The organism is Thauera aminoaromatica S2 (assembly GCF_000310185.1).
Classification (GTDB): domain Bacteria; phylum Pseudomonadota; class Gammaproteobacteria; order Burkholderiales; family Rhodocyclaceae; genus Thauera; species Thauera aminoaromatica.
Genome location: NZ_AMXD01000001.1, coordinates 1 through 23,645, shown reverse-complemented (window position 1 = coordinate 23,645; position 23,645 = coordinate 1). Strand labels below are relative to the sequence as shown.

The window sequence follows — 23,645 nt, the reverse complement described above, 5'->3', positions numbered from 1 at the left end:
ATGCAGGGCCTGCTGGGCGTTACGCTGAGTCTGCTGGCGGCGTGCAGTCTGGCCGCCGTGGTGACGGCTGCGCTCAGAGTGCCCGCCTTGCTGGGTTACCTCGCCGCCGGCGCCTTACTGGGCCCCTCAGTCACCGGCGTGATCGCGCCGGGAGAAGCGCTTGATTTTCTGTCCGAGCTGGGAGTGGCGCTACTGCTGTTCATGGTCGGACTGGAATTCTCCCTCGGGCACTTTTGGCTCACTCGCAAGACCGTACTGGTGGCTGGCAGTTTGCAGATGGTCGTTGTGGCCGCACCTCTGACCCTGATGCTGATGGGGTTGGGGCAGCCAGCTCAGAGCGCTGCGCTGCTCGGCGCTGCGGCGGCCATGTCTTCCACGGCGCTGGTCAGCCGGCAGTTGGCCGACCAGGGTGAACTCACCACACGCCATGGCCGCAGCGCCATCGCCGTGCTGGTCTTTCAGGATCTGGCCAGCGTGCCCCTGTTGGCCTTGCTGGCGATCTGGGCGCGCGGCGAGTCGCCGAAGGTCGAGAGCATGCTGCTCGAAGTGTTGGGCGTGCTGGTGTTGTTCGCAGCAGCGGCGGTTGCTTCGCGCCGTCTGTTGCATGGCCTGCTGGGCTGGGTGGCGCGGCGGGGCCACGAGGAATCGTTCGTGCTCGTCTCCTTGTGCGTGGTGGTGGCTGCCGCCGCCGCTGCGCACGCGGTCGGCGTATCCGCCGCCCTAGGGGCCTTCCTCGCCGGGATGGTGCTGGGCGAGAGCGACTTCCGGCACCACATGGAAAGCCACCTCAAACCGTTTCGCGATGTGTTGTCGGGCGTGTTCTTCGTGACCATCGGCCTGCAACTGGACGGAGCACAGATTCTTTCGGCACCACTGGCGGTGCTCGCGTGGCTGGCAGTGCTGGTGCCGGTCAAGATCGTGTTCAATACCCTGGCCTTGCGGGCGACGCGCTTGTCCGCCCTCGATGCCTGGCGCACGGGCATAGCGTTGGGGCATGGCGGCGAGTTCGCCCTGCTGTTGTTGGGCATGGTCTTGCAGCAGCATCTGATCCCCGCGACCGTCGTACAACCCATGCTAGTTGCGCTGGTGCTCAGCATGGCCCTGGCACCGCTACTGATCCGCCATCACGATGTACTTGCCCGGTTCTTGAGCCGCACCGGCGGCGTCATTCAGCCACCCCAGGCTGAAGAAGTCGAGATCGCCGCGCAGACAGCGCGATATCGAGACCATGTCATCGTTTGCGGCGCGGGCGAGCTTGGCCTGACCGTCAGCGAGATTCTTCGCCACGCCGGCGTGGCGCATCTGCTGCTGGAGGCGGACGCGCAGAAGGTCGAGGCCGCGCGTGCCGCCGGCGCGCCGGTGTTCCATGGCGATGCCAGTCGGCCCGATACCTTGCTGGCTGCCGGCTTGACGCATGCGCACATGGTGGTGCTGACGTTCGCCCATGCCCAGCAAGCGTTGCGCATCGCCCAGGCGATTGCCGAGCGCCGTCCGGCGCTGACCTTGTGGGTGTCATGCAGAAGTACGACCGCGGCCGATGCATTTCGCGCCATGCCCAACGTGCGCGTGTACCATCAATCCTTTGCCGCAGCTATTGGGCTGGCGGAACAGGTGATGTCGACGCTTGGCATGTCGACCGAGCTGATTGAAGGACACATCAGCGCAATGCGCCGCCGTCTCGACAGCAGCCGTTTTCCAGGGAGTTCATCGTCATGAAATCAACACGCCTTAACCCATTTCAGGTCTTCCGTGACCAATGGGCCATCATGAGTTTATACGAGCGCTTCGAGCAGGTCGTCGCGCTCGTGCTGTCGGCGGTAATTGCCGTCATCATCGTGGTGTCGCTGTTCCAGCTCATCGCCATCGTCTTCACTCTGCTGGTCCTCGATGCCTTCAATCCCCTGGATCACAAGGTATTCCAGAGTGTGTTCGGCATGATCATGACGCTCTTGATCGCGATGGAGTTCAAGCATTCCATTGTTCGCGTGGCGCTGCGTCGGGACAGCATCATCCAGGTCAAGACCGTGATCCTCATCGGTCTGATCGCGCTGGCGCGCAAGTTCGTGATCCTTGACCCCGAGGCGAGCCCTGGCAAGATCGCCGCGCTGGCAGGCGCCACGCTGGCTCTGGGTGCGACCTACTGGCTGCTGCGCAAGCGCGGCGACCGCGCCGCCGAGACATCTGAGCATGACCCGTCATCATCCCAGTGACCCGCGCACGGCGCTGTTGCAACACCGCTGGCTCAACCGCCTGCAGACCGGACTGTTGGTCCTGACCCTGGTCGGGATCGCAGCCGCCGCAGGAAGCCTGCTGTTCGGGGAAAGCGACCTGTGGCTCGCGCTGTTTGCCGTTGCAGGCACGCTGCTGCTGGAACCGGCAGCCGCATCCGCCTTGACCTTGCGCCTATACCGCGCCCGGGCGCTGCACCCACACGAAGCCCCGGAAATTTGGGCCCTGTTGCACGAGCTGTCCGTCCGTGCCGGTTTGCCCGCAACGCCGGTGCCGCACTACGTGCCCAGTGCCGTCGTCAACGCCTTCGCCACCGGATCGAAGCAGGAGGCATCGATCGCCCTCACCGATGGCCTGCTGCGCCGCCTGAGCCCACGCGAGCTGGCGGGTGTGCTCGCGCACGAGATCGCGCACATCGCCAGTGAGGATCTGCGCGTCATGGGGCTGGCGGATTCCGTCAGTCGCTTCACGAGCCTACTGGCCCTTATGGGACAGATCGCTATCCTGCTGAGCCTGCCCGCGCTGCTGGTTGGCGCGGCGGAGGTCTATTGGCCTGGTTTATTGTTATTGGCCGCATCGCCCCAGCTGGCCCTGCTCGCACAGCTCGGCTTGTCTCGCGTGCGTGAGTTCGACGCTGACCGCCTCGCTGCGGAACTGACTGGCGACCCGCGGGGGCTGGCGTCCGCGCTGGCGAAAATCGAGCGGGTCAGCCGCTCCTGGCGTGCCTGGCTGTGGCCGGGATGGGGCAATCCCGAACCCTCCTGGTTGCGCACGCATCCGGCCACGCAAGAACGCATCTCACGCCTACTGACGTTGGCGCCTGGGCCAGCATCAGCGTTGCCACTCCACGCGCCCCATTTCTTGCCGGAATCCGCTTTGACGCCGCGCCCACCGCGCTGGCGCCCGAGCGGGCTGTGGCGCTGATTGCCTATCAACAGGAGACCTCTCATGGCCTACCCCGACCCGTACCAACGTCCCGCGCCGGACCACTTCGTCCGGCGCTGGCTCTTCATCACCGCCTGTATTGCCGCGCTCATGCTGCTGTGGCAGTTCCTGCCCGCCATCGAGGCCTGGTTCAGTCCGCGCGAGGCGGCAGAACGCACTGTGACGGCGCGTGGCGATCTGGCGGCGGACGAGAAAGCCACCATCGAACTGTTCGAGAAATCGCGCGCCTCGGTGGTCTACATCACTACCGCACAATTGGTACGCGATGTCTGGACGCGCAACGTCTTCTCCGTGCCGCGCGGCACTGGCTCGGGCTTCATCTGGGACGACGCCGGCCACGTCGTCACTAACTTCCACGTCATCCAGGGCGCGTCCGAAGCCACCGTCAAACTGGCCGACGGCCGCGACTACCAGGCCGCACTGGTGGGGACGAGCCCCGCGCACGACATCGCTGTGCTCAAGATCGGCGTCGGTTTCAAGCGCCCGCCGGCCGTGCCGGTCGGCACCAGTGCCGACCTCAAGGTGGGTCAGAAGGTGTTCGCTATCGGCAACCCCTTCGGCCTGGACTGGACGCTCACCACCGGCATCGTCTCCGCGCTCGACCGCTCGTTACCCGGAGAAGCGGGCGGCCCGGCCATCGATCACCTGATCCAGACCGACGCCGCCATCAACCCTGGCAACTCCGGTGGGCCGCTGCTCGATTCGGCAGGAAGGCTCATCGGCATCAACACGGCGATCTATAGCCCCTCCGGCGCCTCGGCCGGGATTGGTTTCGCCGTGCCGGTGGACACCGTCATGCGCGTAGTCCCGCAACTCATCAAGACCGGTAAGTACATCCGTCCGGCGCTGGGCATTGAGGTGGACGAACAGCTCAATCAGCGCCTGCTGGCGCTGACTGGAAGCAAGGGCGTGTTCGTGTTGCGTGTTACCCCTGGTTCGGCAGCGCACAAGGCCGGCCTCGCGGGTGTCGAAGTCACGCCGCAAGGCATCGTGCCGGGCGACCGCATCATCGATGTTGATGGCCAGGCGACGGACGATGTGGCCAAGCTGCTCGCGCGGCTAGACGACAGGAAGGTCGGCGATGTGGTGGTCTTGTCAGTGGAGCGGGCCGGCAAATCGCGCGAGGTGCGTGTGGAGCTGCAACCCGGGAATTGATTGAACTGAACCTGTGGATCAGGCGGTAGTGCAGCGTCGCGGCGATTGAGGTTCTCAGGTCTTCGGCCAGGTAGCGTTCCGCCTCAACCTCCGTAATTTTCGGATGCGATCTGCCTATCCGAATAGGCAAGCATGCAACGCCGGAACCTCTTGCCAATCATCGAAGGAGAAAGCGAGGCGCAATCCGCATGAGGTGGACGCAGGCCAGGAACGAGGCAAACAGGAGGCCGCATTGGAACTCAGACTACTGCGCTATTTCGTTGCGGTCGCGGAAGAACTGCATTTCGCGCGAGCGGCCGAGCGCCTTGGCGTAGAACAATCGCCTGTGTCGCGCGCAATGCGAAATCTCGAAGCCACGCTCGGCGTGCAGTTGTTCGACCGCAGCGCGCACCAGACGCGACTGACCTGGGCCGGTCAAGTGTTCCTCGGTGAGTGCCGGCGCGTGCTGGCCACCGTGGAGCAGGCGGTGAGTGCCGCAAAGGCGGCGGCGCAGGGCTATCAGGGTTATCTGCGCATCGCCATCTGCGACAGCTTGGCGCAGCCCCACATTGCCACCTTGCTGGCGCGCAGCCGCGAGGAAGAGCCCGAACTGGAGATTCGCGTCTTCGAGCTGCCTTTCGCGCAGCAGCTCAAGGGCCTGCACAACGATCTGCTGGACATCGGTTTTGCGCTGTCGGACGCGGTGAGCGAAGGCCTTGTCGCCGAGCCCGTGTGGACCGATCCTCTGTCGGTGATCGTGCCCGTGCGCCACCCCTTGTTGGCGCACGCGGAAGCGCCATTGGATGAAGCCTTGAAGTTTCCGTTGGTACTGTGCCATCCGGACGCGGGATCGGGCTGCCACCACCAGATCCAGGCGGTGCTTCAAGGTGCGTCCAAGCCGCTCAAGCTGGTAGATCAGGTGACGAGCCTAGGCGTGATGCTGACTCTGGTCGGTGCCGGTTATGGCCTAGGTTTCGCCATTGCCTCGCAGGTGCAGACCCTGAACCGCCCCGACATAACCGTTCGCCCCTTGGCCGGCACGCCGCCCATGCTGTCCACCTACCTGCTGCGCCGCAGCGCCGAACCCTCTGAGCCCATGAAGCGGTTTCTGCAGCGCGCCCGCGAGGAGTTCCTGCCAAAGGGAGATGAACCGGCCTCGTGACGTTGAGCGCTCGGGTACATTGGCTACTGCTGGCTGTCCATGGCTCGCACTGGACTTGCTCGGAGCGCGCGTTGACCAAGCGTGGTTTTTCAGTCCATAATTATGTCCATCTCGGTTCGCCGAGTGCGGAAAACTCGTTATCAATCAACGAGTTGGGAACACGATGATGTTCCCATCGCCCGCTCCATCTGAATTCAAGCACTTGCGCCAGCCTCCCGGGGCTGGCGTTGTGCTTTGTGGCGCCATGTAGCCATGGTGCAGCCAAATCCGGGCAATCTGGCCACCGCGTAGTCACGCACTCGGCCTGCGCTCCGGTCCGGCCTTCACGCGACGGAAAGTCGGCGGCCATACCCCCCAGCGCACTAGAACCGGCCACAAACGACGCACAGGGGCGCGGCGATCATCATCTGCCTTGCCGAGGCGATCCAGCGATCTTGGGCGCTAACCGGTGCCTCGCAAACTCTGGCGCGCCGAAATGCAGTGGAGACGCGGCTCGCATCGTCGGCACACGAGCGCCGGCAGACAGCGCGGTGAGCGTCGAACGAAAGGCCTGACCCCGCCTGTTTCCTCGTCTATGTTGAATCAATCGCCCGCGACGAAGCGCCTGTCGCGCAACGCCCGAGCGCCATTCCCACCCTGACGCGGCCGGCCGGTTGAAGGGTGTTCCACACCTGCAGCCGGCCCGAGGTCGGGCGCGCCCGGATCGTTCGCCGCCATCGTTCCACCTATCCGCGGACTCGGAGAATCACGATGATGTTTCCCGGTATCCGCCGCGGGTCCGACTCCCTGATGGCGCGACGGCCGGACAGCCTCATCCACGGACTGGACGATAAACCGCGCGCCCTGACGCTCGCTGCACTCGGGCTCCAGCATTTCATGGTGGCGGCGCCCAACCTGGCGATCGTCGTCATGATCTGCCGGGCCGCGGGCGTCGACGCGGCCGCCGCCGAGGGGGTGCTCTCGTTTTCGCTCATCGCGCTGGCCATCGCGACGCTGGTCCAGTGCAGCAGACGACTCGGCTCGGGGTATTTCATCGTCAGCTGCAACTCGGGGATCTATCTGTCGGCCTCGCTCGCCGCGGCCACCGGCGGGCTGCCGGTCGTGTGCGGGATGACGCTGGTCGCCGGGATCTTCCAGGCCTTCTTCGCCAGCCTGCTGGTACGGGCCCGCCGATTCTTCCCGAATGAGATCGTCGCGCTCTCGATCATCATCGTCGGCATCGAGATCGGCGTCATCGGCCTGAACCGCCTCTCCGGCGCGGGCGTCCCCGGCCTGGTGGTCGGCGGCGCCACCTTCTTCGTCTCGGTGGTCTTCGGCGTCTTCGGGCGCGGCCGCTGGCGCCTGTATTGTTCCCTGCTCGGCATGGCCTGCGGCTATCTCGTGTACCTGACGACCGGCATCCCCGGCCCGAGCAGCGCAAGCGACGCCTTCTCGTCGGCGCTGTTCGGCCTGCCCTCCTCCGCACATCTGGGGCTCGAATTCGACGTCGGCTACTTGCTCCCCTTCCTCTTCGCCGCGGTCGCCGCGTCGCTCAAGACCATGGGTGCCGTCGACATCTGTGCGCGGATCAACGACGCCGCCTGGGTTCGGCCGGAGATGCACGCGATCCGGCGGGGCGTGCTCGTCGATGGGCTGTCCACCACCCTCTCGGGCTTGTTCGGCAGCACCGGCACGAACTCCTCGACCTCGAGCGTGGGGGTTTCGCACGCGAGCGGCGCAACCAGCCGCGTCATCGGCATCGCCGTCGCCGCATGGATGCTGGTGTTCGCACTCAGTCCGGCGTTCACGCACCTCGTGGTCACCCTGCCGGATCCCGTGGTCGGCGGGATGCTGGTCTTCACCGGCTGCCTGGTCATCGCCAACGGATTCCAGATCCTCGGCACCGTCCCGATGGACATGCGCCGGGCCGGTGTGGTCGCGTTTCCGCTCCTGGTGGCGATCGCACGCGTCGCCAACGCCCCCCTGTTCGCGCAACTGCCCGACTCGGTGAAGCCGCTGATGTCCTCGGCGCTCGCGATCGGCGTGTTCGCCGCGCTGCTGGTCAACGCCTTCCTGAGCTGGGGCAACGCCCGCCAAGCCACGGTCGCCCTCGATCCCGGCCACCCCGTCGGCGAGCGCCTGCGCCAGGTCCGGAGGATCCTCGACGAATGGAACGTGGCCCACAACGTCAAGGTTCGCGTCATGCTCACCCTGCGCGAGCTGCTCGACGAGCGCGCCTCCAGCCTGAAGCTCGCCTTCAACGGCTGCACGCTGCACATCGGTCTCACGCGCGCGGCCCCGGCGCAGGACGCGCAAACCACCCCGGACGGCCGCTTCTTCGCCGACCGGGTCAGCGACGCGATGGCCCACCGCAAGCGCGCGGACGGCAGCAGCGTCATCTCGCTATGTTTCGAGCAGTGAGGCCGACATGCCCATCGCGATCTGGACCCCGGCGCTCTCGCTCGGGGTCGACAGCCTCGACGCCGATCACCAGAAGCTGATCGACACGCTGAACATGGTGTTCGATGCGATGCTGTTCGATCGCAGCTCCGCGGCCCTGCACAGCGCACTCGCCACCCTCGACGACTACGTGACCGGGCACTTCGCGCGCGAGGAGGCGTGGATGCAGGCACGCGACCACCCGGACCTGGCGCGCCATCGGCAGGAACACGAGGCGCTGCGCGATCAGCTCGCGCTCCTGTGCGCCATGAGCGACCTGTCGGACCAGGAGCGTTCGGTCGAGCTCCTGATGGTGCTGCGCGACTGGCTGCTCGGCCACATCGCCCACTCGGACCGCGACGCGTCCGGGCCATGAAAGGCCTGGGACAGCCGAGGGCAGCCCCACGGCCGCGTTTCCTCTGCAATCAAGGGGAAGACCTGCCCCCAGAGACACTTCGCGCGGGCTTCCCGGCTTCGGAGCAGAACCACAGCTTGTTGCCCTCGCTGTCCAGGAAGGCGCCGACCCAGTAACAGCCGTCCTCATAGAGTTGCACCGCGTCGCTGATAGTGACGCCACGCGCAGCCAGTTCCCGCTCCATCCGCGGCGCGTCCGCAACCGCAACGGTCAGGCGCGGATAGGGCGATTTCTCCGCCGCGCCGCCGGGTCCGGCAAGCGGCTTGAGCAGGAGCGTCAGGCCGCCCAGGGCGAAACCGACGTCACCGTCCGCCTGCGGCCTCGGCTCGAGGCCCAGCTTGCTGCGGTAAAAATCCTCCGCCCTCGCCAGGTCGTCGACGGCGAGTGCCACCACCTTCAGTTCCTGCCATCCCAGCGTGTTCATCTCCACACCTCGCCGCTTGCCGATGAAAAACGGGGACAGACCCCGATTACGCTGCGGCACTTTGCCGGGCCACGCGGAGGCCGACTGCCCGCAAAGCCCGCCGGAAGCGGTCAATGCGGGCGGACCGAAAAGCCGATGTTCATCTTGCAACTTTGCCGCGGCTCACTACCTTTAAAGCACAGGGGCCGCATGAGGGGAAGGCGATGGGCCTGAAAATCTACCTATCCTCGACCTTCGAGGACCTGAAGGACTATCGGCGCCGCGTGTATGAGCAGTTGCGGACCTTGCGCCACGACGTCATCGCGATGGAGGACTACGTCGCCGCCGACGAGCGCCCGCTCGACAAGTGCCTGCGCGACGTGCGCGACAGCGACGTCTATATCGGCCTGTTCGCCTGGCGCTACGGCTACGTGCCGCGCGCCGGCAATCCCCAGCGCCGCTCGGTGACCGAGCTGGAGTACCTCGAGGCGAAGAAGCACAAGAAGCCCTGCCTGATCTTCCTGACCGACAATCGCGCGCCGTGGCCGCCGGACCAGATGGACTCCACCACCGGCGACAACGACAGCGGCAAGAAGATCGCCGCCTTGCGCAAGGCCCTGCGGGAAAAAGGGCTGGTATCGACCTTCGAGACGCCGGAGGCGCTCGCGATCAAGGTCGTCACCGCGCTCTACAGCTGGCAGTCGGAGACATCGCGCGCCCAATCGCAGCTTGGGCATGCTGCGGTCGAAGAGGCCCTGGCGCCCGGGGTTCAGGCGGCGGCACGCAGGACCAACCCCTTGATGTGGGTGCCGGGCTCGCGCCTGAGGGTGCGCTTCCTTGGCGCCGACGGCGCCTTCGCGGCACGCATCCTGCGTCTTGCGCAGATCTGGAGCGCCTACGCCAACATCTTCTTCGTCGCCAGCGAGGACAAGGATGCCGAGGTGCGTGTCGCCTTCGACAAGGATGGCGGCTCCTGGTCCTACGAGGGCACGAACGCCCTGGCCGTGCCGCCGAGCGAGCCGACCATGAACCTCGGCTGGCTTGTGCCGGCGCTGCCGATCGACGACGTCGAGTCGGTCGTGCTGCACGAGTTCGGCCACGTGCTGGGCCTCGCCCACGAACACAACAACCCCAGCGGCGACATTCCCTGGGACAGGAAGGAGGTCCTCAAGCTCCTGGGCGGCCCGCCCAACCACTGGGACCAGAACACCATCGACCAGTACCTCTACCGCACTTGGGAGACCGACCGCTTCCCCTTTGCCAAACCCTTCGATCCGCTGTCCATCATGTCCTACTTCTTCCCGAAGGAAGTCACCGGCGGCAAGCAGATCTTCAGCACCAACACCACCCTGTCATCGGGCGACAAGGAGTTCATCAGCCGGCTGTATCCCTACGCCACGGGGGGCTGAATGGAACTCGGGTTCAGATCCCGATCCCGCGCCCCGCTGGCTCGCCGCACCATCCGCCGGCACCGTTGTCGAGATCGCGGTTCGGCACACGCTGCAAGGCCCGGGAGATCAAAATGACCAACACGAGCGACGGTGGCACCACCCTGACGCTGCACGACGCGGCGAAATTGCTCGCCGGCGGAGGCATTTCGACGCACGACGCCGAGGTCCTGCTGGCAAACGCGATACAGCAATGCGAGCTGCACGCCAACGTCAAGCGCTGGGCCACCGAGCAATGGGATGGGCCCCTGCTGCCGGGCAACATCAACCCGCGCGAGACTCACATCGAACGCAGCGATCTGGACGCCTGGCGCAGCGGCCGCTGAAGCACAATCTTGCCAAATCTTGCCAGCCACTGCGCCGGCGCCGCCGGCGGATGCCGCCTACTTTGAAAGTCTGCGTGGCCGGGTGCACGGAGCAGGCAAGTCGGCATCTCGCGGGTGAAGTTGAAGCCCGTCGTTCCTCGTGAACAGGCAAACCGGGACGTCGACGCCGCCATAGCCCACGACCTCGAAGAGGTCTCCCCGGCGGTTGCGGTGGGCTTCATCGACGCACTGGAACGGGCTTATACCCACATCTCCCGCCATCCGGGGAAGGGTTCGCCGCGCTCTGGGCATGAGCTGGACCTTCCTGATCTGCGCTCGTGGAGGCTTTCGCGCTACGCTACCCCTACTTGGTCTTTTACGTCGAACGCGCGGACCACATCGATGTCTGGCGCGTACTGCACGGCGAACGCGACATTCCCGCGTGGATGCAGGCCCCGGACGCCTTCGCCTGACCCAAGCGCCCGCAACGCCACGGACCCGTCATCACGGCCCACCCGCCGGCGCGCCGTTCCAGCGGTTGCCACTGGCCGGAGTGAAACCTCCACCTTTCGCAGCGGCAGGGCGAAACGGGTATGGTCGTCTCGATCTGGCCGGACTGAAACACTCCCAGCCCCGAACCCGCGTTGGGGCGCGGCAAACCGACGGTGGCGGTCTCGACCGGATGCGGAAGAGACATTCATCACCCCGATGTTCCCACGACAGATTCCCAGCCGATGAGGATCCTTCAAAAGCTGCCGTGCTGCCGGTCGGCGTCCCCCGGCTCGAGCGCTCGTTCGGCGTCTTGCGCGGTCGGGTTCACATCTCGCCGTGGCGCGCGAGGTAACGGCGGATTGCCTGGATGAGCTGCTCGGCGCTCGCATGGACATCCACTTCGATTCCGAGCGTGCGCGCAACATCGCGTGCCTTCCCGAGGTCCGGGTGCGAGTGCCCCCTTTCCGCGGCCTTTACCATTTCCCGCGCCCGCTCGAGATCCTCGGCCGACTGTCGCTTGAATTGATTCAGGATCCAGTTGAGCATCTTCCGCGGCCTTTCCGGGAATGAGAGCATTGCACAGGCCGGCACGGTCGCAGCGCAGCCGCCACCTCGACGCTGGCCAGCTATCGGCGCCGACCGCTGGCCGCAAACGCCTCGACCTTCTTCGTCGGTCCGGAAACGATCAGCAGGTCACCCGGCAACACGACGCTGCCCGGCTTGCCGTGCTGAAAATCCTCGTGTGCGCGCTTGATGCCGACGACCGTCACGCCGAAGTGCTCGCGCACCGCCGATTCCGCGAGCGAGCGCTCGTGCGTGACGCTCGGCGCCTGGATCTTCGCGATCGCAAAGCCGTCGTCGAATTCAATGTAGTCCATCATGCGGCCGCTGATGAGATGCGCGACGCGCTCGCCCATGTCGGCCTCCGGGTAGACCACGTGATGTGCGCCGATGCGCTCGGCGATCTTGCCGTGCTCGGGCGTCATGGCCTTGACCCAGATGTCCGGGATCTCGAGTTCGGTCAGCGCCATCACCGTCATCAGGCTCGCGGCCAGGTCGCCGCCGATCCCCACGATGGCGTGCGCGAAGTCGCCCACGCCGAGCTGGCGCATGGTCATCGCACTGGTCGAGTCCGCCTGCACCGCATGGGTGAGCAGATCCGCCCATTCGTGCACCGGCTCCGCATCGCGGTCGATGCCCATCACGTCGTGCCCGAGCTGCATCAGCGAATTGGCGACGGCTCCCCCGAAGCGCCCGAGGCCGATCACGACCACACTGTCGCCTTTCGAGAAGGCGAACTGCTCTGTAAATAACCTAGCCAACAACGGGATGCTCCTCTGGATAGCGGAAGGGCATGCGGTGCTCGCCGAGCGCGAGCGACGCCGCCAATGTGATGGTGCCGACCCGGCCGATGTACATCAGCAGGATCAGCATCAGCTGGGCGGAATCCGGCAGGTCTGCAGTGATGCCGGTGGACAGGCCGACCGTCGCGAAGGCCGAGATCACCTCGAAGATGACCCGGTCGGTGGCGATCTCGGTGGTGTGCAGGATGAACACCGTGCCCAGCACGACGACCGCACTGCTGAGGACCAGCACGGTGATGGCCTGGCGCTGGGCCGAATGGCTGATGCGCCGGCCGAAGGCCTCGGTGTCCATCCGGCCGCGGATCTCGGCGATGACCAGCATCACCAGGATCATCGCCGTGCCCACCTTCACGCCACCGGCCGTGCCGGCACTGCCGCCGCCGATGAACATCAGGAAGTAGTGCAGGCCGAGACTCTCGTGCGTCAGCCCACCGATATCGATCGAGTTGAATCCGGCCGTGCGTGCCGACACCGACGCGAAGATCGCCGACAACAGCTTGTCCCCTGCCGGCATCGATCCGAGGGTGCGCGGGTTCGCCCACTCGAAGGCAAGCAGCAAGATCGCGCCGCCAGCCAGCAGCACGGCCGTTCCCACGAGTGTCAGCTTGGTGTGCACCGACCAATGCTGGGGGTCCCTGAGCTTGTTGCGGAGGTCTTGCAGCACCGGAAAGCCGAGACCGCCGATCACGATCGCAAGCATGACGGGTGCGAGGAAGTAGCTGTCGGACGCGTAGCGGATCAAGCCATCGGCGTGGATCGAAAAGCCGGCGTTGTTGAAGGCCGAGACGGAATGGAACAGGCCGCTCCAGACAGCCTCGGCCAAAGGCAGGTCGTAACCGAGATGCAAGCGCAGAGCCAGCGCCAGTGCGGTCATCACCTCGACGATCACGGTCACGAACAGCACGAGCTTGGCGACGCTGCTGACGTCGCCGATCCCCAGGGTGTGGGTTTCCGCCTGGGCCGTGAGCCGCGTGCGCAGGCGAAAGGAGCGATTGACCAGCAGCCCGAGCAGCGTGGCGGCGGTCATCATCCCGAAGCCGCCGATCTGGAACAGCGCCATGATCACCCACTGCCCGAACGACGACCAGTAGGTGCCGGTGTCCACCGTCACCAGGCCGGTCACGCACACGGCCGACACCGCGGTGAACAGGGCTGCGATCCATGGCGCGCCGACCGCATCCGCGCGGGAGACCGGGAGCATGAGCAGCGCGGTCCCGATCAGGATCGTGATCAGGAAGGCCAACGGAACGATGTGCGCCGGGTGCTGGACCTCTCGAACCTTCAAGTCAAGACTTCCTTCGCGTCATGCTGCTGCGCCGCAACTGGCGCTTGTCGGCTGCGGATCATACGCCCGCTTGACCGGACATGTCGGCTCTCGACACCTGCGGTTCTTCGACGAGCCGGCGATCCTGCGGCGTACGGGACGGCAGGCGGTCCGCGCTGCGACGGCTTGGCCGGCACGCGCGATGACGAGCTCCTCGCCACGCCCCGCCACGGTGCGCGCTGCCTGACGAACGCACCCCTCTGGTGCGTCTTCTGCGCACCATCATGGCGTGACGCATTGGATTCCGCCCGATTCATCGCACTGGAACGGTGCTTGCTAAGGATGCCCGTCACTTTCGGAGGCATCATGCAACCCGTTCAAACGAGCAACGACGTGCTGTTCATCCTGCTGGGCGCCATCATGGTGCTCGCCATGCACGCCGGCTTCGCCTTTCTGGAGGTGGGGACGGTACGGCGGAAGAACCAGGTCAACGCGCTGGTCAAGATCCTGTCCGACTTCGCGGTGTCGACGCTGGCCTATTTCTTCATCGGCTACGGCATCGCCTACGGCGTGCATTTCTTCTCCGGCGCCGGCGCGCTGGTGGAGCACCACGGCTTCGAGCTCACGCGCTTCTTCTTCCTGCTCACCTTCGCGGCGGCGATCCCCGCCATCATCTCGGGCGGCATCGCCGAGCGCGCGCGCTTCCAGCCGCAGCTGGCGGCGACCTTCCTGCTCGTCGGCTTCGTCTATCCCTTCTTCGAGGGCATCGCGTGGAACCAGGCCTTCGGCATCCAGGCCTGGCTGAAGGCGAGCTTCGGGGCGGAGTTCCACGACTTCGCCGGCTCGGTGGTGGTGCATGCGATGGGCGGCTGGATCGCGCTGCCGGCGGTGCTGCTGCTGGGCGCGCGGCGCGGGCGCTATGCGCGCAACGGGCAGATCTCGGCGCATCCGCCCTCGTCGATCCCCTTCCTCGCGCTCGGCGCGTGGATCCTGATCGTGGGCTGGTTCGGCTTCAACGTGATGTCGGCGCAGCGCCTGGAGAACATCTCCGGGCTGGTGGCGATCAACTCGCTGATGGCGATGGTCGGCGGCACGGTGGCGGCGCTCGCGGCCGGGCGCAACGACCCGGGCTTCGTGCACAACGGGCCGCTCGCCGGGCTGGTGGCGGTGTGCGCGGGTTCGGACGTGATGCACCCGCTCGGTGCGCTGGTGGTCGGCGCGGTGGCGGGGGGGCTGTTCGTGGTGATGTTCACGCTGACGCAGAACCGCTGGAAGATCGACGACGTGCTCGGGGTGTGGCCGCTGCACGGCCTGTGCGGCGCCTGGGGCGGGCTGGCGGCGGGCATCTTCGGCAGCCAGGCGCTGGGCGGGCTGGGCGGGGTGGCGTTCGCCTCGCAGGCGATCATGACCGCGCTCGGGATCGCCGTCGCGCTCGCCGGCGGGGTGCTCGTCTATGGCGGGCTCAAGCTCGCGGTGGGCCTGCGCCTGGACCACGAGGAAGAGTTCAACGGCGCCGACCTGTCGATCCACCGCATCACCGCGACGGCCGAGCGCGAGTCGAACTGGTAACTGGCAGGCGGTCGTTCGCCGACCCCGCGTTCAGTCCCGATGCGCCGGCCAGGCCGGCAGGCGCACGTCGAAGACGAGCGCGAGCAGGCGGGAGCCGGTAGCGGCGGCGATGCCGGCCAGGGTGGCGATCGGCAGCGGCAGGCCGATCGCGTCGAGCGCGAGGAAGACGCCGCAGCCGAACAGCGCGCACATGGCGTAGGGGCGGTGGTCGCTATAGACCTTGGGCACCTCGTTGCACAGCACGTCGCGCGACACGCCGCCGAACACCGCGGTGATCGCCCCCATCATCATCGACACCAGCACCGGCATGCCGGCGGCGTCGGCGAGAGTGGCGCCGGAGATGGCGAAGAGGCCGAGGCCGAGCGCGTCGGCGAGCTCCATCAGGCGGCCGCCGACCTTGTGGCGCAGGGTCTGCAGCCATAGCGGCGTCGTCGCCACCATGGCCAGCACCAGCCAGAGGTATTCCTGGTTCTCGATCCAGAACAGCGGGCGGCGGTCGAGCAGGATGTCGCGCAGGGTGCCGCCGCCGAAGGCGCTGACGAAGGCGACCGAGAACACGCCGACGATATCCATGCGCTTGCGGGTGGCCTCGATGAGGCCGGACATCGCGAAGGCCAGGGTGCCGCCGACTTCGATTGCGACCAGGAATGGGTGGAGGTTCATTGGGGTGCGAGGCGTGAAGAGTGAGGCGTGAGGCGGAAGGAGTGAGGCGTCAGGGGCAGGGCGGTCGGGGTTGCTGCGACAGCCAGTCGGCGGCGGCGGTTCCGGCGGCGAGGCCGGTGGCGAAGCAGGCGGTGAGCAGGTAGCCACCGGTAGGCGCTTCCCAGTCGAGCATCTCGCCGGCGACGAAGACGCCGGGGCGGGCGCGCAGCATCAGCTGCGCATCCAGCGCCTCGAAGCGCACGCCGCCGGCGCTGCTGATGGCCTCGTCGAGCGGGCGCGTGGCGACGAGGCGCAGCGGCATGGCCTTGATGGCCGCGGCGAGGCGGGCGGGATCGTCGAACTCGGCCTTCGCCAGGCATTCGCGCAGCAGGCCGGCCTTGACGCCCTTGATGCCGGCCTGGCTGTGCAGGTGGCTGGAAAACGAGCGGCTGCCGCGCGGGCGGGCAAGCTCGGCGGCGAGGCGCTCGAGGCTGCGGCCGGGGGCGAGGTCGAGCTCGAGCACGGCCTCGCCGCGCGCGAGCAGGGTGTCGCGCAGCGGCGCGGAGAGCGCATAGACCAGGCCGCCTTCGATACCGGTGGCGGAGATCAGGCATTCGCCGGCGCGCGCATGGACGCGGCCGGCGGGGTCGGTGCAGCGTGCGGCGACGGACTTGAGCGGCTGGCCGCGGAAGTGATCGAGGAAGTGCGCGCTCCAGCCCGTGCCGGCGGGGCCGACGACGTCGAAACCGCAGTTGGCCGGGAGCAGGTCGGCGATCTCGACCCCGGCGGCGCGCAGCGGTGCCACCCAGGCGCCATCGGAACCGAGCTTCGCCCAGCTGCCGCCGCCGAGCGCGAGCACGAGCGCGTCGGCCTCGACCGTCTGCTCGCCGTCCGGGGTGGCGAAGCGCAGGTGCTGCAGGCCCGCGCGGAGCGCGCCATCCTGCGCGGGATCCTCCGCCCAGCCCAGCCAGCGGTGACGCACCGCGAAGCGCACGCCGGTCGCGCGCAGGCGGGCGAGCCAGGCGCGCAGCAGCGGCGCGGCCTTCATCTCCTGCGGGAAGACGCGGCCGGAGCTGCCGACGAAGGTCTCGACACCCAGGCCGTGCGCCCATTCGCGCAGCGCCTGCGGCGGAAAGACCTCGATGCGCGGCGCGAGCGTGTCGCGGCGGGCGCCGTAGCGGCCGAGGAAGTCCGCCAGGGGCTCGGCGTGGGTGAGGTTGAGCCCGCCGCGCCCGGCGAGCAGGAACTTGCGCCCGACCGAGGGCATGGCGTCGTACACCGTGACCGTGCAGCCGCGCTCGGCGAGCGCGCCCGCCGCCATCAGGCCGGCGGGGCCGCCACCGACGACCGCGACGCGTGCGCGCTCCACGGGTGCCTAGGCCGGAACGAAGCGGCGGCCGAAACCTTCCGGCACCGTCGCCTTGCGGCGTTGGCCGTAATCGAAGAAGACGATGCCGGTCTTGCCGCGCGCGACCTCGCGTCCGCTGGCCGCCTCCGCCATGCGCCACACCAGGTCGCAGCCGTGCTCATGGAAGTCGGCCGCGCCCATCTCCACCCGCATGGTCTCGCCGTGGAAGGCCTCGGAGCGGTATTGCAGCGCGGCGTCGGCGACGATGATGCCGAGGCCTTCGACGTCGAGTTCGCCATAGCCCATGGACTTGAGGAAGCGCACGCGCGCCTCGGAGACGATGCCGAGCAGTTGGGCGTTGTCGAGGTGGTTGCCGTAGTTGATGTGCGACACCAGCAGCGGGATGTCGGTGGAGAAGGTGAAGCGCTCGGGCAGCTCGATCCGGATGCGGGCCATGGTGGATGTTTGCGGAGGCGGAAACGGAAGAGGCCCGAGCGTAACGGCCCGGGCCTCGGCGGGGCAAGCGCAAAGCCGCCTGCCGGTGATGCGTGATCAGGCCTGCGGCGGGATGCGCAGCACCTGGCCAGGATAGATCTTGTCCGGGTGGCTCAGCATCGGCTTGTTGGCCTCGAAGATCGCCGGGTACTGGTTGGCGTTGCCGTAGTACTTCTTGGCGATCGCCGACAGCGTGTCGCCGCGCGCCACGGTGTGGAACTGCGCCTCGGGTTCGGCACGCGCCACCGACAGGCGGTTCTCGACCTCGGCCACGCCAGCGACGTTGCCGGCGGCGAGCAGGATCTTCTCGCGCGTGGCCTGGTCGGGCGCGGTGCCACTGACGACGACCAGGCTCTTCGCGGCGTCGAAGCTCACGCCCAGGTCCGCCGGCGCGAGCTTGAGCGCGACGATGTAGTTATGGATCGCCTGCGCCGCCCTGGCATTGGCCGCGGCCGGATCGGCGGCCGCCGCGTTGGCCTCGCCCGTCCGGAACAGCTTCTCGCCGGCTTCCTTGATGAATGCGAACAGCCCCATGAACACCTCCCTGTCGTTGGTTTGGCTACACGTGCACGGTCAGGATAACCCCTGGGTCATTCCCGGTCCATGCACGGCGCCTGAACGCAGGGTCGGATGACATTCATCGTTACGCACAAGAACGGTGCATGAATGCGTCAAACGTCATAGTCGGCGCAGGTTTGACGAAGATCATGCACCAAAGAGGGGAGTTGATGCACAATATTGGCCTGCACTGCGCGATGGCCTCGGGTAAAACCGAGGCCATCGCGTGTGCGCGTGCGCAAGAAAAACCTGTCTTCAATCAATCCATGGGTCCAACATCATGAAATATCAGTCCCTCGAGGAGTTCCTGGCCTACGTCGAACAGCGCAACCCCGGCCAGCCCGAGTTTCTGCAGGCCGTGACCGAGGTCATGGAGAGCCTGTGGCCCTTCATCTCGGCCAACAAGCGCTATGCGGAGCACTCCCTCCTCGACCGGCTGATCGAGCCCGAGCGCGCGATCTCCTTCCGCGTCTCTTGGGTGGACGACCGTGGCGAGGTGCAGGTCAACCGCGGCTACCGCATCCAGCACAGCTCCGCGATCGGCCCCTACAAGGGCGGCCTGCGCTTCCACCCCTCGGTGAACCTGTCGATCCTGAAATTCCTCGCCTTCGAGCAGACCTTCAAGAACGCGCTCACCACGCTGCCGATGGGCGGTGGCAAGGGCGGCTCCGACTTCGATCCCAAGGGCCGCAGCCCGGGTGAGGTCATGCGCTTCTGCCAGGCCTTCATGACCGAGCTGTACCGTCACGTCGGTCCCGACACCGACGTGCCCGCCGGCGACATCGGCGTGGGCGGCCGCGAGGTCGGCTTCATGGCCGGCATGATGAAGAAGCTGTCGAACAACTCGGCCTGCGTGTTCACCGGCAAGGGCCTGTCCTTCGGCGGCTCGCTGATCCGTCCCGAGTCGACCGGCTACGGCACGGTCTACTTCGCCAACGCCATGCTCGAGCGCGCCGGCCGCGACATCAAGGGCATGCGCGTCTCGGTGTCGGGCTCGGGCAACGTCGCCCAGTACGCCATCGAGAAGCTGATGGAGCTCGGCGCCAAGCCGATCACCTGCTCCGACTCGAGCGGCACCGTGATCGACGAGGCCGGCTTCACCCCCGAGAAGCTGGCGATCCTCATGGAGATCAAGAACCACTACTACGGCCGCGCCTCCGAATACGCCGAACGCGTCGGCGCCCGCTTCGAGCCGGGTGTGCGTCCGTGGCATGTGCCGGTGGAAGTCGCGCTGCCGTGCGCGACCCAGAACGAGCTCGACGGCAACGACGCCGCCACCCTGGTCAAGAACGGCGTGATCGCGGTCGCCGAGGGCGCCAACATGCCCAGCACCATGGAAGCCGCGAAGATCTTCGAGCACAACGGCGTGCTGTATGCGCCGGGCAAGGCCTCCAACGCCGGCGGTGTGGCGACCTCGGGCCTGGAGATGAGCCAGAACGCGATGCGCCTGTCGTGGACCCGCGAGGAGGTCGACGCCCGCCTCAAGGAGATCATGCTCGGCATCCACGCCGCCTGCCTGAAGTACGGCGAGCGCGAGGACGGCACGGTGAGCTACGTCGACGGCGCCAACGTCGCCGGCTTCGTCAAGGTCGCCGAGGCCATGCTGGCGCAAGGCGTGATCTGATCCCTGCGTGCCGTGCCGGCGCGCCGGCATGGCACGTGGGGTTCGCGCCTTGCGGCGCTCCTACGGAAACCGCCGCAGCCCCCCCTTCAGGAGCGCCGCAAGGCGCGAATCCGACGTTTCCGAATCGACGGCAGGCGGTCCACGCAACCGCAGCCTCTCGACGCTCCTGCACGGCAATCCCCATGCGCCTGCCCCGCCCGCTGCCGGCATCTCGTGCGGGTCGACGGCGTGCATCCGCTAAACTGCCGCGCAAACCCGTCAACAGGAGTCCGTCGCCCATGATCCAGGCCACCATCGTCCCGGTCACCCCGTTCCAGCAGAACTGCAGCATCCTGTGGTGCGAGCGCACGAAGAAGGCGGCGGTGGTCGACCCGGGCGGCGACCTCGACCGCATCCTCGCCGCGGTCGCCGAGCTCGGCGTCACGGTCGAGAAGATCCTCATCACCCACGGCCACATCGACCACGCGGGCGGCACCGCGAAGCTGGCGCGCGAACTCGGCGTGCCCATCGAGGGGCCGCAGGAGGAGGACCGCTTCTGGATCGAGGGCATGCCGCAGCAGAGCAAGATGTTCGGCTTCCCCGACGTCGAGTCCTTCGAGCCCGACCGCTGGCTGCACGACGGCGACACCGTCACCGTGGGCGAGCAGACGCTGAAGGTCATCCACACCCCCGGCCACACCCCCGGCCACGTCGTCTTCGTGCACGAGGGCGCGCGCCTGGCGATCGTCGGCGACGTGCTCTTCGCCGGCTCGATCGGGCGCACCGATTTCCCGCGCGGCGACCACCAGACCCTGATCCGCTCGATCCGCGAGAAGCTCTTCCCGCTCGGCGACGACATCACCTTCATCCCCGGCCACGGTCCCACCTCGACCTTCGGCGAGGAGCGCGACAGCAACCCCTTCGTCGGCGCCTACGGCTGAGCTGCGGGGCGTTCGCCGCGATGCCTGCGACGTTTTTCGCGTTTCGTCATTCGACCTCCCCGTTCCCCTGGACCTTAAGCCGGATTCGGGAAATCCATCGCTTGTTCGGCCCGATTTTCGGGCGCACCATCTTTCCCTGAGCATGGCTTGCGGGTGCTGCCCGCATAACGACAGGGAGTGTTCGAGAACATGAGCGACGAAACCAGCAAGAAAGGCTACCAGTGGCGATTCTTCCGCTCGGGTGGCTTCGACCAGGTCCGCATCGAGACTGCCGACGACCTGCGCCACCTCGGCGAGCTCGACCAGAAGCTGTGGTCGGTGCTGGCCTGTCCGACCTCCGGCCTGGAGTTCGATTCGCGCACGCTGCAGCTGCTCGACGTCGACAACGACGGCAGCATCCGCGCGCCCGAGATCATCGACGCCACGCGCTGGGTATGCACGGTGCTGAAGGATCCGGGCGTGCTCTTCCAGGGCGGCGACGGCCTGCCGCTGGCGGCCATCGACGAGACCAACGCCGAGGGCGCCAAGCTGCTCGCCACCGCCTCCAAGGTGCTGGCCTACGTCGGCAAGGCCGACGCGGGCGAGATTTCCATGGGCGACCTCGCCGAGACCGAGAAGCTGTTCGCGCCCGAGCACCAGAACGGTGACGGCGTGGTGCCCGCCGAGCTCGCCGGCGATCCGCGCCTGGCCGGGGCGATCACCCGCATCGTCGAGACCTACGGCGCCGCCGAGGACCGCAGCGGCAAGCCGGGCGTCGACCAGGCGCGCGTGGACGCCTTCTTCGCCGCGGCGCAGGAGGTCTCCGACTGGCACGCCCGCGCCGAGGCCGACGCTGCCACCGTGCTGCCGCTCGGCGACGCCACCGGCGCTGCTGCCGCGGTCTTCGAGGCCGTGCGCGAGAAGGTCGAGGACTATTTCACCCGCTGCCGCCTCGCCGCCTTCGACGAGCGCGCCGCCGCCGCGCTCAACCCGGCCGACACCGCCTATGTCGAGCTCTCGCTGCAGTCGCTCGATGCCGCCTCGGCCGCGGTCGCCGCACTGCCGCTCGCGCTTGTGGGCCCGGGCCGCGCGCTGCCGCTGGCGGTCGGGCTGAACCCGGCCTGGGAGGCGCGCATCGCCGCGCTGCGCGACGAGGTCGTCACCCCCATCCTGGGCGCGCGCGAAGTCCTCACCCAGGCCGAATGGCAGGACCTGGCCGGGCGCTTCGCCGCCCATCGCGCCTGGGTGGCGGCGATGCCGGCCAACCCGGTGGCCGTGCTTCCGGTCGCCGACGTGCGGGGGCTGCTCGCCGACGGCACCTGCGCCGCGCTCACCCGCCTGATCGACGAGGACCTCGCCGCCGAGACCGCGGCCGGCCAGGTCGACGCGCTCGAGCGCCTGGTGCGCTACAACCGTGACCTCGTCCGCCTGCTGCGCAACTTCGTCACCCTGAGCGACTTCTACTCGCGCCACGACAAGGCGATCTTCCAGGCCGGCACGCTCTATCTCGACCAGCGCAGCTGCGAGCTCTGCCTGCGCGTGGGCGACATGGCCCGCCACGCCACGCTCGCGCCGCTGTCGGGCACCTACCTGGTGTATTGCGAGTGCCAGCGCCAGGGCGAGGCGCCGATGAACATCGTCGCCGCGATGACCGGCGGCGACGCCGACGAGATGATGGTGCCCGGCCGCAACGGCATCTTCTACGACCGCCAGGGGCGCGACTGGCGCGCCAGCGTGGTCAAGGTGGTGGAGGCGCCGATCAGCGTGCGCCAGGCCTTCTGGTCGCCGTACAAGCGCATCGGCCGCATGATCGGCGAGCAGCTGCAGAAGTTCGCCGCCGCGCGCGACAAGGCGGTCAATGACCAGGCCGCGACCGGCGTCGCCGGCGCCAGCGCCAAGATCGAGGCCGCCCCGGCGGCGGCCGCAGCGCCCGCCGCACCGGCGGCACCGTTCGACATCGCCAAGTTCGCCGGTATCTTCGCCGCCATGGGTCTCGCCGTCGGCGCGATCGGCACCGCACTCGCCGCGGTGGTGTCGGCCTTCCTCGGCCTGCCGGTGTGGCAGATGCCGCTGGTGGTCGTGGGGGCGGTGCTGGTGATCTCCGGTCCGTCGATGCTGCTGGCCTGGCTCAAGCTGCGCCAGCGCAACCTCGGCCCGCTGCTCGACGCCAACGGCTGGGCGGTCAACACGCGTGCGCGCATCAACATCCCCTTCGGCGGCGCGCTCACCGGCGTCGCGGCGCTGCCGCCGGGCGCCTCGCGCGCGCTCACCGATCCGTATGCCGAGAAGAAGACGCCGTGGAAGAGCTGGCTCTTCCTCGTGCTGCTGATCGCGGCGGTGGTCGTGGCCTGGCAGCAGGGCTATCTGGACCGATTCCTCGGCTGATCGGGAGCACCCCGGCTGGCAAGCAGGCCGATGCGGGGCCGGCCGGCGGGTGCGGGCGCAATGCCCCAGGCACCCGCCGGCCGGCCCTTTTTCGTGGCGCACACGCCTGCCGCTTTCCCCGTGGGAGCGCCGCAAGGCGCGAAGACGGCGGTCAGGGAGCCGATGCGGGTGCGGGCCTCCACCGCCGCATTCGCGCCTTGCGGCGCTCCTGCATCAAGCATCGCGGGGGTGGAGGTGGCGCCGCGGCCCGTAGGGCGCGAACGGGCGCGGCGCTTCGGCTATGCTTCGCCCCCATGCTCGCATTCGTCCAGGTCCTCGCCAGCGGAGTCGCGATCGGCTGTGTCTATGGCCTGGTCGCACTCTCCTTCGTGCTCATCTACAAGGCCACCGAGACGGTCAGCTTCATGCAGGGCGACCTGCTGATGCTCGGCGCCTTCGCCGCGCTCGGCCTGCACGCCTTCGCCGGCTGGCCGCTCGTCGCCGCGGCGGTGGCGGCGGTGCTGGCGGTGGGCGTGCTCGGCGCCGTGCTGGAGCGCGCCGTGCTGC

General features: G+C 67.6%; 22 protein-coding genes and 1 pseudogene. 15 read left to right on the top strand and 8 right to left on the bottom strand.

Annotated elements, in window-relative coordinates:
• The 7 genes from kefB-GI to C665_RS00085 all read left to right on the top strand — a co-directional run bounded on the left by kefB-GI (position 1) and on the right by C665_RS00085 (position 8,264).
• Positions 1–1,716 carry a heat resistance system K+/H+ antiporter KefB-GI gene (kefB-GI, locus tag C665_RS00115; RefSeq protein ID WP_004265451.1) on the top strand — a complete coding sequence of 572 codons (1,716 nt, stop codon included), beginning with the start codon at positions 1–3 and terminating at the stop codon, positions 1,714–1,716.
• Positions 1,713–2,210, top strand: coding sequence for a heat resistance protein PsiE-GI (gene psiE-GI, locus C665_RS00110; protein WP_040828124.1), 498 nt, complete (start codon positions 1,713–1,715; stop codon positions 2,208–2,210). The genes kefB-GI and psiE-GI overlap by 4 nt, the downstream gene beginning before the upstream one ends.
• On the top strand, positions 2,188–3,153 hold the full coding sequence (locus C665_RS00105; protein ID WP_004265445.1) for a zinc metalloprotease HtpX: 966 nt from the start codon (positions 2,188–2,190) through the stop codon (positions 3,151–3,153). The genes psiE-GI and C665_RS00105 overlap by 23 nt, the downstream gene beginning before the upstream one ends.
• Positions 3,154–3,177: 24 nt before the next feature.
• Positions 3,178–4,329 (top strand): S1C family serine protease, encoded by a 1,152-nt coding sequence (locus tag C665_RS00100; protein WP_004265443.1) that lies wholly within the window; start codon positions 3,178–3,180, stop codon positions 4,327–4,329.
• A gap of 232 nt (positions 4,330–4,561) precedes the next feature.
• Positions 4,562–5,470, top strand: coding sequence for a LysR family transcriptional regulator (locus tag C665_RS00095; RefSeq protein ID WP_040828121.1), 909 nt, complete (start codon positions 4,562–4,564; stop codon positions 5,468–5,470).
• Between the two features lie 750 nt (positions 5,471–6,220).
• Positions 6,221–7,870, top strand: coding sequence for a solute carrier family 23 protein (locus C665_RS00090; RefSeq protein WP_004265435.1), 1,650 nt, complete (start codon positions 6,221–6,223; stop codon positions 7,868–7,870).
• 7 nt (positions 7,871–7,877) lie between these two features.
• Positions 7,878–8,264 (top strand): bacteriohemerythrin, encoded by a 387-nt coding sequence (locus tag C665_RS00085; protein WP_004265432.1) that lies wholly within the window; start codon positions 7,878–7,880, stop codon positions 8,262–8,264.
• Positions 8,265–8,313: 49 nt separating this feature from the next.
• Here the strand turns inward: C665_RS00085 and C665_RS00080 are convergent, their stop codons facing one another.
• Positions 8,314–8,727 (bottom strand): VOC family protein, encoded by a 414-nt coding sequence (locus tag C665_RS00080; RefSeq protein WP_004265429.1) that lies wholly within the window; start codon positions 8,725–8,727, stop codon positions 8,314–8,316.
• A 203-nt stretch (positions 8,728–8,930) separates the two neighbouring features.
• On the opposite strand from C665_RS00080, the gene C665_RS00075 reads away from it, so the two are divergent.
• The gene (locus C665_RS00075) at positions 8,931–10,115 is read left to right on the top strand and encodes a DUF4062 domain-containing protein (RefSeq protein WP_004265427.1); all 1,185 of its coding nucleotides are present in this window, start codon (positions 8,931–8,933) and stop codon (positions 10,113–10,115) included.
• A 113-nt stretch (positions 10,116–10,228) separates the two neighbouring features.
• Complete coding sequence (locus C665_RS00070; protein ID WP_004265416.1) at positions 10,229–10,480, top strand: hypothetical protein; 252 nt, start codon at positions 10,229–10,231, stop codon at positions 10,478–10,480.
• Positions 10,481–11,275: 795 nt separating this feature from the next.
• Here the strand turns inward: C665_RS00070 and C665_RS00060 are convergent.
• From C665_RS00060 to C665_RS00050, 3 genes are all read right to left on the bottom strand, one after another.
• A complete protein-coding gene (locus C665_RS00060; protein ID WP_004265401.1) occupies positions 11,276–11,497 on the bottom strand; it encodes a hypothetical protein in 222 nt (73 codons plus the stop codon).
• Positions 11,498–11,577: 80 nt separating this feature from the next.
• A complete protein-coding gene (locus C665_RS00055; protein WP_012584456.1) occupies positions 11,578–12,273 on the bottom strand; it encodes a potassium channel family protein in 696 nt (231 codons plus the stop codon).
• Positions 12,266–13,600, bottom strand: coding sequence for a TrkH family potassium uptake protein (locus C665_RS00050; protein ID WP_004265396.1), 1,335 nt, complete (start codon positions 13,598–13,600; stop codon positions 12,266–12,268). The genes C665_RS00055 and C665_RS00050 overlap by 8 nt, the downstream gene beginning before the upstream one ends.
• A 345-nt stretch (positions 13,601–13,945) precedes the next feature.
• Between C665_RS00050 and C665_RS00045 the strand changes: the two genes are divergently transcribed.
• Positions 13,946–15,148: an ammonium transporter gene (locus C665_RS00045; protein WP_004265388.1), complete on the top strand. Its 1,203-nt coding sequence runs from the start codon at positions 13,946–13,948 to the stop codon at positions 15,146–15,148.
• A 30-nt stretch (positions 15,149–15,178) separates the two neighbouring features.
• On the opposite strand, the gene C665_RS00040 is transcribed toward C665_RS00045, so the two are convergent.
• The 4 genes from C665_RS00040 to lysM form a co-directional block, all read right to left on the bottom strand.
• Complete coding sequence (locus C665_RS00040; RefSeq protein ID WP_004265386.1) at positions 15,179–15,811, bottom strand: trimeric intracellular cation channel family protein; 633 nt, start codon at positions 15,809–15,811, stop codon at positions 15,179–15,181.
• Between the two features lie 49 nt (positions 15,812–15,860).
• Complete coding sequence (locus tag C665_RS00035) at positions 15,861–17,159, bottom strand: TIGR03862 family flavoprotein (protein WP_004265384.1); 1,299 nt, start codon at positions 17,157–17,159, stop codon at positions 15,861–15,863.
• Between the two features lie 6 nt (positions 17,160–17,165).
• Positions 17,166–17,594 carry an acyl-CoA thioesterase gene (locus C665_RS00030; protein ID WP_004265383.1) on the bottom strand — a complete coding sequence of 143 codons (429 nt, stop codon included), beginning with the start codon at positions 17,592–17,594 and terminating at the stop codon, positions 17,166–17,168.
• A gap of 96 nt (positions 17,595–17,690) precedes the next feature.
• Complete coding sequence (gene lysM, locus C665_RS00025) at positions 17,691–18,167, bottom strand: peptidoglycan-binding protein LysM (protein ID WP_004265381.1); 477 nt, start codon at positions 18,165–18,167, stop codon at positions 17,691–17,693.
• A 128-nt stretch (positions 18,168–18,295) separates the two neighbouring features.
• On the opposite strand from lysM, the gene C665_RS20530 reads away from it, so the two are divergent.
• From C665_RS20530 to C665_RS00005, 5 genes and pseudogenes are all read left to right on the top strand, one after another.
• Entirely contained in the window at positions 18,296–18,475 is a 180-nt protein-coding gene (locus C665_RS20530; protein WP_138860752.1) for a hypothetical protein, read from the top strand.
• The gene (gene gdhA, locus C665_RS00020; RefSeq protein ID WP_004265379.1) at positions 18,472–19,815 is read left to right on the top strand and encodes an NADP-specific glutamate dehydrogenase; all 1,344 of its coding nucleotides are present in this window, start codon (positions 18,472–18,474) and stop codon (positions 19,813–19,815) included. Before C665_RS20530 ends, gdhA begins: the two co-directional genes overlap by 4 nt.
• Before the next feature lie 278 nt (positions 19,816–20,093).
• Positions 20,094–20,735 carry an MBL fold metallo-hydrolase gene (locus C665_RS00015; RefSeq protein WP_004265378.1) on the top strand — a complete coding sequence of 214 codons (642 nt, stop codon included), beginning with the start codon at positions 20,094–20,096 and terminating at the stop codon, positions 20,733–20,735.
• Positions 20,736–20,924: 189 nt separating this feature from the next.
• A complete protein-coding gene (locus C665_RS00010; protein ID WP_040828175.1) occupies positions 20,925–23,099 on the top strand; it encodes a hypothetical protein in 2,175 nt (724 codons plus the stop codon).
• Positions 23,100–23,392: 293 nt separating this feature from the next.
• Positions 23,393–23,645, top strand: a pseudogene (locus C665_RS00005) (branched-chain amino acid ABC transporter permease); the annotation flags it as partial.

Bases quoted from the DNA above. Each gene is read 5' to 3' on its own strand.
- kefB-GI (WP_004265451.1), top strand. From the start codon at position 1: ATGCAGGGCCTGCTGGGCGTTACGCTGAGTCTGCTGGCGGCGTGCAGT.
- psiE-GI (WP_040828124.1), top strand. From the start codon at position 1,713: ATGAAATCAACACGCCTTAACCCATTTCAGGTCTTCCGTGACCAATGG.
- C665_RS00105 (WP_004265445.1), top strand. From the start codon at position 2,188: ATGACCCGTCATCATCCCAGTGACCCGCGCACGGCGCTGTTGCAACAC.
- C665_RS00100 (WP_004265443.1), top strand. From the start codon at position 3,178: ATGGCCTACCCCGACCCGTACCAACGTCCCGCGCCGGACCACTTCGTC.
- C665_RS00090 (WP_004265435.1), top strand. From the start codon at position 6,221: ATGATGTTTCCCGGTATCCGCCGCGGGTCCGACTCCCTGATGGCGCGA.
- C665_RS00085 (WP_004265432.1), top strand. From the start codon at position 7,878: ATGCCCATCGCGATCTGGACCCCGGCGCTCTCGCTCGGGGTCGACAGC.
- C665_RS00080 (WP_004265429.1), bottom strand. From the start codon at position 8,727: ATGAACACGCTGGGATGGCAGGAACTGAAGGTGGTGGCACTCGCCGTC.
- C665_RS00075 (WP_004265427.1), top strand. From the start codon at position 8,931: ATGGGCCTGAAAATCTACCTATCCTCGACCTTCGAGGACCTGAAGGAC.
- C665_RS00070 (WP_004265416.1), top strand. From the start codon at position 10,229: ATGACCAACACGAGCGACGGTGGCACCACCCTGACGCTGCACGACGCG.
- C665_RS00060 (WP_004265401.1), bottom strand. From the start codon at position 11,497: ATGCTCAACTGGATCCTGAATCAATTCAAGCGACAGTCGGCCGAGGAT.
- C665_RS00045 (WP_004265388.1), top strand. From the start codon at position 13,946: ATGCAACCCGTTCAAACGAGCAACGACGTGCTGTTCATCCTGCTGGGC.
- C665_RS00040 (WP_004265386.1), bottom strand. From the start codon at position 15,811: ATGAACCTCCACCCATTCCTGGTCGCAATCGAAGTCGGCGGCACCCTG.
- C665_RS00030 (WP_004265383.1), bottom strand. From the start codon at position 17,594: ATGGCCCGCATCCGGATCGAGCTGCCCGAGCGCTTCACCTTCTCCACC.
- lysM (WP_004265381.1), bottom strand. From the start codon at position 18,167: ATGGGGCTGTTCGCATTCATCAAGGAAGCCGGCGAGAAGCTGTTCCGG.
- C665_RS20530 (WP_138860752.1), top strand. From the start codon at position 18,296: ATGAATGCGTCAAACGTCATAGTCGGCGCAGGTTTGACGAAGATCATG.
- gdhA (WP_004265379.1), top strand. From the start codon at position 18,472: ATGAAATATCAGTCCCTCGAGGAGTTCCTGGCCTACGTCGAACAGCGC.
- C665_RS00015 (WP_004265378.1), top strand. From the start codon at position 20,094: ATGATCCAGGCCACCATCGTCCCGGTCACCCCGTTCCAGCAGAACTGC.
- C665_RS00010 (WP_040828175.1), top strand. From the start codon at position 20,925: ATGAGCGACGAAACCAGCAAGAAAGGCTACCAGTGGCGATTCTTCCGC.